Origin of the sequence: Longimicrobium sp. (assembly GCF_036387355.1) — a bacterium.
Taxonomy (GTDB): Bacteria; Gemmatimonadota; Gemmatimonadetes; order Longimicrobiales; family Longimicrobiaceae; genus Longimicrobium.
On the sequence record NZ_DASVTX010000046.1, the window covers coordinates 18949 to 28916 of the forward strand.

Consider the following 9968-nt stretch of genomic DNA (forward strand, 5'->3'; position numbering starts at 1 on the left):
TCGCGACAACATTGTTGCTCCCGCGCGGAGGCGCGATTACGTTGCTGCGCAAGGGCATACCCCGCCCCGCGCCGTTCCCCGGCCCCCCCGCCGACTTCCCTGGCCCGCCCCGGGCCGCCTGGCTCCCGGCGCCCCTCCCCGCCCTTCATCCCAGGAACCATCATGGGCACGAATTCCGTTCCGGCCCCGCCGCCGCCCGGCGTTTCCCCCCGACCGGACCGTACGGCCAGTCGCCCGGGAGGGCCGCTCCGCGACAAGACCATCGCGGGGCTGGTCGCGGCCGAGCTTCCGGGCCAAGACGTACGAGCCGGCGACAACGGGCAGTGGCTGCAGCATCCGCCGCGCGACCTGATCGGGCTCGCGCTTTCCGGCGGCGGCATCCGCAGCGCCACCTTCAACCTGGGGCTGCTGCAGGGGCTTCACGAAATGCGGCTTCTGCGCTCCTTTGACTACCTGTCCACCGTGTCGGGCGGCGGCTACCTGGGCGCGTGGTGGACGGCGTGGCGCAGCCGCGGGCCGCGCCGGGGAGGGGACTTTCCCTCCCACGTGCCGCCCGGCTGCGCGGAGCCGGAAGAGGTTCGGCACCTGCGGGAATTCAGCAACTTCCTCACGCCCCGCCTGGGCATCTTCAGCTACGACACCGGGCGGATGGTGGTGAACGCCGTCAGTTCCATGGTGCCTTCCATTCTGGCGGCGCTGTCGGTGATCGCGCTGGGGCTGCTGGCGTGGGTGGGCCTTTCGGGGCTGATGTTGTCGGGACGGACGGGTGCGTACGCGCCGGTGTTCACGCTGCTCGGCGTCACTCTGGTGGCGCTGGCGGGTTTTGAGGCCGTGTGGCGGAGGCGAAAGGAGGATCCCGACGGAATTCAGTACCTGGCTTCCAGCCTGCTGGCGCTCGCGTTCACGGCGGCGGCATGGTGGCTGGTGGGGAGCAGGCTGAACGCCATGGGTGTCTACCGGCCCGGCCAGGTGCTGCCCGGGTTTCACGATTCGCGGCCGGACGAGGCGTGGTACGTATTGGCGCCCGCGGCCGCGTGGGGAACGGCGCTGCTGGGGTTCATCGCCCTGCGCTGGTTCTTTTCGGGAACGCTGCGCCTGTCCTACGCCCAGCGGGTGCACCGCACGGCGGACCGGGTGCGCAGCCGGCTGCTGTTCCTGACCGTTGCCTGGGCCGTGGTGCCGGCGCTGTGGATGTCGGGCGTGATCCTGGCCCATTTTCTGGCCGGCCACTCCCGGGGGTGGACGGGAGGCCTGACCGGCCTCACGGCGGCGCTGGCCGGGCTCTTTGCCAAGGTGCAGCAGTTCCTGGCCAAGCAGAGCAAGGGAACGGACGGTAGCGGCAAGCTGCGGGACCGCCTGAAGCCCATGCTGCCGCAGCTCCTGGCCTACTCGGTCGTCGTTCTGGCGATCGTGGGCGTGGCCGCGGGGATCGTAACGGTCGAGCGGCTCGCGTCGACGCGCTCCGTGTTCGCTCTGCAGCCCGTGGCCGTGATCGCCGTTGCCGGGATGGCGTTGGCCAGCCCGGTGTGGATCGCCCTCGGCGCGGCGCTGGTGACGCTGCTGGTGCTGGCGCTGATGAACCCCAACGAGGTGGGATTCCACTCGTTCTACCGGGCGCGGCTGGCCCGCGCGTACTCCGGCGCGTCCAACAACGAACGGCTCGACGCCCAGGGCCACCGCCGAACCAACCGCGAGGCGGAGGAGCTCCTCGGGGACGACATCCGGCTGGACAAGCTGGAGGACGGCGCGCTGCGGCCCTTTCACCTGGTGTGCCTGGCGGCCAACGACCTGTCGTCGCGCGACGACATGGCCAACCTGAGCCGCGGAGCCGACAGCGCGGTGCTGTCGCACGCGGGCTTCTCCGTGGGGAGCCGCTGGGCGCCGTGGTCGGAGTTCCGCAAGCCGGTGTCGCTGGCCGCCGCCATCACCGCCTCAGGCGCGGCGTTCAACACGCTGATGGGGTCTCGCAGCAAGGAGTACGGCCCCGCCGTCGCCTTTCTGATGGCCGCGCTGAACCTGCGGCTGGGGATGTGGGTGGCGCACCCGGACAACCCGCGCAAGAAGAAGCTGCGTGTGGCGCCGGGCGCTCCGTTCTACAGCGAGATGTTCGGAAACGCGAGCTCCACCGGCAACCAGGTGCACCTTTCGGACGGGGCGCATTTCGAGAACCTGGCCGCGTACGAACTCGTTCGCCGCCACTGCCGGGTGATCGTGGTTTCGGACTGCGGGCAGGACGGCGACTCCGCTTTCGACGACCTGGGCAACCTGGTGCGCCGGGTGCGCGAAGACTTCGGCGTGGACATCCGCATCGACACGCGGCCCGTGCGGCCGGGCGCGGACGGCCTGTCGAGCCAGTACATGGTGGCGGGCGACATCCACTATCCCGACGGCGACACGGGCGTGCTGCTCTTCTTCAAGCCCGCGCTCATCGGCGGCGAGCCGGCGGACGTCACGCAGTACCGCACGCGCAACGCCGCCTTTCCCCACGAGAGCACGCTGGACCAGTTCTACGACGAGGCGCAGTGGGAGTCGTACCGCCGGCTGGGCCAGCACGCCGCCCGCAACGCGTTCCTGACCGTGCTGGACGGGCTCAAGCTGGAGGAGCCGGAGCAGACGGACGAGACGCTCCGGCCGGTGTGGATGGAGGCGTTCGCGCGCGCCCGCCGCGAGTGGTTCCCGGAGCCGGAGGGCTGGGACGAGCGCCTGTCGCACTTTGCCGACCGCGTGGCGGAACTGGAGTCGGCGCTGCGCGGGCCCGGGAGCGAGCTGCTGCTGCGGCAGGTGTACAAGGAGCTGGACGAGCTGGACCAGCAGCAGCGGATGCGCTTTCCCGTCCCCGTGGTGGCCGAAGACGGGCAGGGCGGCGCGGTGCAGGTTTCCGCGGGCGCCCCGGCCGACCGGTTCCCCTCCGCGGAGTCGCAGGAGGCGGCGCTTCACCTGATCCGGCGCGCGCTGCTGGTGATGGAAGAGGTGTTCGAGAGCGAGGACCTGGACCGCAACCACAACCATCCCATGTACCTCGGGTTGATGAACTGGTTTGCGCGCTGGGCATATGCACCGCTCTTCCGCACGTGGTGGCCGCTGCTCAAGACGCTGTATCCGCAGCGCTACACCCGCTTTCTGGAAACGCACTTCAGCCTGGGGTCGCTGGACCACGATCCCCGGTCCCAGGAGCGGCGTTTCACCTGGATTGACCAGGGGCGGAACGGCTTTGCCTGGTCGTGCTGGGTGCGGCAGGGGAACGATCCGCAGCCGAAGGGCCGGCAAGTCGTGTCGTACAACCTGCGGATGGTGTACCGCAACGAGGATCCGTACGCCATCCAGGCCGCGCAGGTGGTGGCGGCCAGGCGGGACGGCACGCTGGCGTGGGATGCCGAGCACTTCTTTGTGCCCGCGGGGCTCTGGGGCGTGGGGATCGGCAGCGACTTTCTGAAGCAGCTGCGCAGGCCGTCGCCCAAGCTGCAGGACGTCACCCACCTGGCGGTGCGCGTGGAGGCGAAGAAGACAAAGGGCACGCCCGCCAAGCGCTGGGCCGCCAACGAACTGCAGTTGTACCGCACGGCCGGGTTCCAGAAGGCCTACATGGTGGAGGGCGACCTGATCTTTGCAGGCCGGCGCATTCCGGTCCCGCACGACTTTGCGGCCCAGGACGACGGCGCGGCCCAGTGGATGGTCGCCGAAGTCGACCTCTCCGAACAGGCGGACGGCGATGCGGTCCTGGCCGGTGCCGCGGCGCAGGGCGGCGGCGGGGACGAGGCGCCGCCGGCGGGAGACGATGGGCAGAAGCCGCCCGCGTAGCCATCCCGGCGGGAAGACGAAACAGAGCGGAGCCGGGACCCGGCTCCGCTCTGTTTCGTCTTTCGGTTCGCCCCCCCGGGTCAGCGCGGGCCGGCTTCCGCCCGCGTGACGGCCGCGAGGTTGTCGCCGCCGTCGGGGTCGATCAGCAGGTGGCGCGGGTCAATGCCGGCCAGGGCGGGCTCGCGCGGCACCGTGACCGTGATGCGCTGCTCGCCGGCGCGGATGCGGTGCATGCGGCGGTACAGCTCCGCGCCGGGCCGTCCCTCCGCACCGGGCGCGTACACGCCGATTTCGACGAGGTCGTTCATGGGCCGTTCCGTCTGCCGCCCCGCGGTGTCGACGACGAACTTGCGCGCCCGCACCTCCATCGTGACCCGCCATCCGCCGGACGCGCGCTCCACCACCGCGCGCCGGGTCTCCAGGTCCCAGAAGGTGTTCGCCTCGAACAGGTCCGCCAGTAGATACCGCAGCGAATCCGGCGCCGCCGACCGAAGCCCGGCGTACAGGTCCAGCGAGGTGGGGAGGGGCGCCCGCCCCGCCCCGTGCGTCTGGATCAGGCGCCGCAGCACGCCGTCCACCGGCGCGTGGCCCACGTACTCGCGTACGGCGTACATGGCGAACGGGCCCTTGCGGTACGCGGTGAACCAGTCGGAGGAGCGCAGCAGCGGCACGTCCGCCTGCGGGCGCGGGTCCATGTACATCTCGCGCAGCAGGTCCATGAAGCGGCCCAGGTGCTCGGGCCCGTACGTCCGTTCCACCACGCCCATTGCCGAATACCAGGCCAGGCTCTCGGTCAGCAGCGCCCCGCCCTCCACCTCCGCGGGCGACAGCTGGTTGCCCCACCACTGGTGCGCGATCTCATGGGCGGTGACGGCAAAGGGAAAGTCCAGGTCGCGCCGGTCCGCCGCCGGATTCAGCAGCGAGAAGCCTTCCGTGTACCACACGTTCACCGGCGCGCCATGCAGGCTGGTTCCGCGGCCGGGATGCTCCACCAGGCGCAACTGGCCGTGCGGATACGGGCCGAGCCGCGTGGTGAAATCGTCCAGCGACGCCTGAACGCCCCGCACCATGCGCTCCACGTTCCACGCGTGCGCGGGATGGTGGATGATCTGGATGTCCACACGCGGCCCGCCGCCTCCGGGCGGATTCCACCGCGCGTCGCGCACCGCGTACGCCGCGGAAAACACGGCGTAGTCGTTCCGGATGGGGACGTCGGCGACGTAGCGGAAGTAGCGGCGCCCGCGCTCCGTCCACGTACGCACCAGCCTGCCCGGCGCCACGGCGGTCTGCCCCGCCACCGTGCCGATGGTGGCGTCAAAGGTCATCCGCTGCGCGTCCCGGAGGTCGTACCGGGCGGCCGTGTCGGAAAGGGAGCGAATGGCGGGGCGCGGCGGGAGCCCCTGCACGCGCCGCTCCCCCGCCCCGTTCAGCTCGCGCGCGGGCTGGTAGCCGATGGCGGGAAGCCACTCGTGCGGGGTGATGAAGGTCCCGTTTGCCGCCACGGACCCCTCCGTGCCGTGATTCGCGAACCCGTTGGGGCGCAGCGCCGCGCGAAAGCTCATCGCCAGCGAGTCGCCCGGCCGGAGCGGGGTGGCGAGCGCGTAGATCGTGTGGCCGAGCCGCGCGTCCGCCCGCACGCGCCGGGCCGGCCGGTCGAAGCGCACACCGCTCGTCTCCGCCTCCCGGTCCGTCGCCACGTGAATGGAGTCGATGGGCACCGCCGTGCGGTTCACCAGGCGGTAGCGGCCGCGGATTTCCACCTCCGAGCGGCCGGGATGGATCTCCACCCGCAGCGTGGTGCCGGCCAGCACGGGCTGCGGCGCATCCCGAAAGCGCCCGTACCGCCGCTCGTACTCCGCGCGGCGCGCGTCCCGCTCGTCCGCCGTCGCGTACTCGTTGCGGACGTTGGTGTTGTAGAACACGAACCCGCCCAGCGACACCACCAGCCCCGTTGCCGTCATCAGCGTCAGGACCACGGGCCGGGTGAAGCGCCGGCGCGCCATCCGGAGCCGCGCGGCGGGCCCGCGCTCCGTCCCGCGCGCCCAGAGCAGGCGCGCCGCCACCGCCAGCAGCAGCGCCCACGCGCCCCAGTACAGCTTGAACCACGCGAATCCCGCCAGCTCCGGCCCGAACCCGCGCATGTCCGAGTACTGCAGCCCGGGATCGGAGCCGTAGATCAGCAGGTTGTGCTCAATGCCGAACTCCCCCGCGAACGCCTTGACCGAGTAGAGCAGCACCACGATCAGGTGCCCCACGTACTTGTGGTCCACCAGCGCGTGCACGGCCAGCGCCAGCACGGCAAAGAGCAGGTAGTCCACCAGCTGCACGCCGAACATCAGCCGCGCGTACACGCCGAGCTCGAAGCGCCAGTAGCCCAGCATGGCCTGCACTGCCATCGCGGCAACCGCCATCAGCGCCTGCATGGCCATGAGGACGAGCCCCAGCCCCAGCAGCCGGCCGGCCAGAGAAACCCACTCCGGCGCCGGCGCCGCGTCGGCGATCTCGCCCAGGCCGGCTTCCCGTTCCCGCCACACGAGCTCCCCCGCGTAGAAGGCGGCCAGCAGCGTTCCCACCATCCACAGCAGGTCGCCGGGGGTGCCGAAGTACGAGACGATGTGCTCCGTCGCGGGATACAGCGGCACGCCGATGTGCTCCATCATCTCCGGCCCGGTGAACACGACGGTCACGGCCAGCCCCGCCATCACCAGCCCGCCCCACCCCAGCGCGACGGCGCGGAAGGCCTCCGTGGCGATGACGAGCACCTGCCTCGCCCGCGTCCTCCCGCCGAACACCCGCGCCACCCGGGGTGCGGCCGGCACGGCGCCCCGCACCGGCGCGTCTGCGTCCCCCCGCGCGCCGCGGCGCCAGACGCGACCGGCCACGGGATGCGCGAAGCGGAAGCGCCAGAGCGTCACCGTCAGTACGGCGAGCGCGAGCCCCAGCCAGGGGAGCCGCGTCCACAGCAGCGGGCCGTCCAGCGCCAGGGAGAGCGTATTCTTCTGCGCGGCCGTGGTGCCGTGCGAAATCTCGCTCATCACCGCCAGGCCAAAGGGGTCCAGCACCTTGGCAAGCGCCCACTCCCCCAGCTTGCGCCCCACGTAGAGCCAGTTGAACATCGCCCCGGCCAGCAGCACCACTGCGCCCACGTAGCTGGCGATGGCGCGGCGGGTGAGCGCGGCGGCGGCAAACAGGAGCGCCGTCGTGACGAAGGCGTTCAGCAGCCCGAAGAGGACGTACGCGCGCAGGTAGTCGCCCGGGCGAAACGGGCCGGCCAGCGCCGGGTCCGCGCCGGGGAGAAGGGCGGCGAGCAGCGCGGCCGCGGGAAGGGCGAGCAGCACCCCCGCGTTCACGGTGAACGCGGCCAGGAAGCGGCCGCCCAGGTACGACGCCCGGCTCACGGGCGCGGTGTACACGAGCGGCGCCATCCGCGTCTGCACGTCGCGCGTGGCCGCCTCGCCCGCCAGCGCGGCGGTGGCCAGCAGCCCCATCAGAAAGCCCAGCAGCGTCACGGAGGCGATCACGAAGGGCGCGTTCAGAAACCAGCCGCCCGCCCGCGCGTTCTCCGTGCTCCCCTCCGTTGCCAGCCGGAACGTGACCGCGAGCAGGAGGGCGAAGTACAGCCAGGCGGGCCACCGCCGCGCCTGGCAGCCCGCCTCCAGGCGAAAGATCTCCAGCGCGCGGTTCACCGGGCACCTCCGCGCGCGGCGGCGCCGGCGATCTGCACCCGCGCCGTCTTTACGCCGGCGTCCCGCAGCGCCTCGCCGTGGCGCGCCATCAGCAGGTGGTACGGGTCGATGCCGGCGCGGCCCGGGCGGCCCGCGACGGTGACGGTGATGGACTGCGCGCCGGAGCGGACGCGGTGCCACGCCAGGTAGAGCGGCGCGCCCAGCCCGTCGCCCTCGGCGGATTCGGCGAACACGCCGATCTGCACCCGGTCATCCATCCGTACCTCGGTGTCGTTGCCGATGCTGTCGGAGCGCAGCTTGGCGGCGTGCACGTCCAGCGTCACCCGGTAGCCGCCGCCGGGGGCGGGCTCCGCGCGGGCGGCGGTGGCGCGCAGGTCCCACAGGGTAATGGCGCCCAGCAGGTCATCCAGCAGGCACGCGAGGGAATCCGGCGTCACCGCCCGCAGTTCGCGCCGCAGGTCCAGCGTGGTGGCGTACGGCGGCCCCGCGCCGCCCTGCGTCTGCACCAGCCGGCGCAGCGCCCGGTTGACGCGCGCCTCGCCGATGGCTTCCCGCAGCGCGTACATGGCCACGGCGCCCTTGTCGTAGTGCAAGTACTGGTGGTCCGTGGACAGCATCAGCGGCACCTCCGGCGCTTCGTGGCGGCCGCGGCCCACCAGGTAGTCCTCGTGCATCCGCGCCACCATCCTGCGCGCGGCGGCGGGGCCGCGGGTGTGCTGCAGCACCATGGCCGCGCCGTACTGCGCCAGCGTTTCCGACAGCACCTGCGAGCCTTGCACGTTGGCGCCCATCACCTGCTGCCCCCACCACTGGTGCCCGATCTCGTGCGCTGCCAGCATCAGCGCGGGGTCGTCCACGGCGGCCGGATCGCCGGCCTCCATCCGCGCCGCGGCCATGGGCGAGCTTTCCGAGTACAGCACCATGCCGCCGTAGGCGCGGGCGCCGCTGGAGTAGCGCGGGATCTCCACCATCGCCAGCTCCCCGTACGGATACGGGCCGAACTGCGCCGAGTAGTAGTCCAGCGCGGTGCGCGCGATGCGGACGAGGCGGTCTACGTTCAGCGCGTGCGCGGGATGGTGAAGAACGCGGATCTGCACCGTCCGCCCCGTCGCCCGGTCCGTCCACGCCCCCTCGCGCACCGCGTACGCGGACGAGAGCACGGCGAACGCGTTCAGGATGGGCGCCTCGGTGCGATAGTGGACGTAGCGCCGGCCGTTCTCCGTCCACGCCCGCCGCAGCCGCCCGGGAACGATGGCCGTCTGCCCGGTGCGCGTCCCCACGACGGCGTCCAGCTGAATGCGGCCGATGCGGGGGACGCGCAGCGCGCGCGGGTCGTGGATGGAGGGGCGGATTTCCGCCGGCGCCAGCCCGTGCTCGCGCCGGACGCGGGCGCCGGTGAGCTGGTTTCCGCTCTGGTAGCCGATGGCGGGGAGCAGCGTGCCGGGGAAGTGGCTGAACTCGCCCACCATCGGGGTGCTTCCGTTCAGCACTTCGCGGTTGCGGAATCCGCGCGGCGCGAACGCCAGGTCAAGCTCCACGCGCAGGGAGTCGCCGGGCTGCAGCGCGGGGTGCAGGGTGTAGATGCGGTACCCGTGCTCCGCGTCCTCCCTCGCGGCGCGCGCCGGGCGGTCCAGGCGAACGCCGCGCAGCGTGACGGCGCGGTCGGGAACGGTGGAGAGGTGGAGGGAGGGGATGGCCGAGCCGGTGCGGTTCACCAGCCGGTACACGGCGTGGACCATCGCCGCGTTCCGCTCGGGATACAGCTCCGCGCGCATCCGGATGGCCGCCAGCGTGGGCTGCGCCAGGTGCTCGTACCGCCTGTAGAGCCGCTCGTACCCTGCGTTTCGCTCCTCCGCCTCCCAGTCGGTGCGGTACTCGTTCAGCACGTTGGTGCTGCGATACACGAACGCGCCCGTCCCCGCCACCAGCAGGGCGGCGGCGGTGGTGCCGGCAGCCACGCGCGGGGTCAGCCGCCGCCGCGCCCGCCGCATGCGGGCGCCCGGCGCGCCCTCCGTGCCCCGCACCCACGCCAGCAGCGCCACCATTCCCAGCAGCACCGCCCACGCGCCCCAGTACAGCTTGAACGCAACGAGCGGCGCCAGCGTGGGCCCGAAGCCGTTCAGGTCCGACCACGCCCACCCGGGATCGGAGCCATGCACCAGCAGGTTGTGCTCGATCCCCAGCGAGCGCGCCTGCTGCGTGCCGACGTACAGGGCCACCGCCGCCACGTGCCCCGCGTACTTCTGGTTGGCCACCACGTGCGCCAGCAGCGCCAGCACGGCGAACTGCAGCTGCTCCACCCACTGGATGCCGAACAGGATCCTGAGGTACAGGGCGGGCTGGAACGCGTACCAGCCCTGCATTGCCTGCGCGGTGAGGCCGGAGGCCATCAGCACCGCGTTCAGGATCAGGAGAAGCGCCGCCAGCGCGGTCATCTTTCCGGCCAGCGGCACCCAGTCGGGCACCGGGGCGGAATCGGCCAGC

General features: G+C 72.1%; 3 protein-coding genes. 1 reads left to right on the forward strand and 2 read right to left on the reverse strand.

What is annotated here, in order from left to right:
- Nucleotides 1-162 precede the first annotated feature (162 nt).
- Nucleotides 163-3798 carry a hypothetical protein gene (locus tag VF665_RS02360; RefSeq protein WP_331051791.1) on the forward strand — a complete coding sequence of 1212 codons (3636 nt, stop codon included), beginning with the start codon at nt 163-165 and terminating at the stop codon, nt 3796-3798.
- Nucleotides 3799-3878: 80 nt separating this feature from the next.
- On the opposite strand, the gene VF665_RS02365 is transcribed toward VF665_RS02360, so the two are convergent.
- Together VF665_RS02365 and VF665_RS02370 are read right to left on the reverse strand one after the other, a co-directional pair.
- Nucleotides 3879-7484 carry a hypothetical protein gene (locus tag VF665_RS02365; protein ID WP_331051792.1) on the reverse strand — a complete coding sequence of 1202 codons (3606 nt, stop codon included), beginning with the start codon at nt 7482-7484 and terminating at the stop codon, nt 3879-3881.
- Nucleotides 7481-9968: M1 family aminopeptidase (locus tag VF665_RS02370; protein ID WP_331051793.1), on the reverse strand; the 2488-nt coding region annotated here is incomplete at its 5' end. The genes VF665_RS02365 and VF665_RS02370, both read right to left, overlap by 4 nt.

What these genes read in the sequence shown, in the direction of transcription:
- VF665_RS02360 (WP_331051791.1), top strand. Translation starts at nt 163, where the DNA reads ATGGGCACGAATTCCGTTCCGGCCCCGCCGCCGCCCGGCGTTTCCCCC.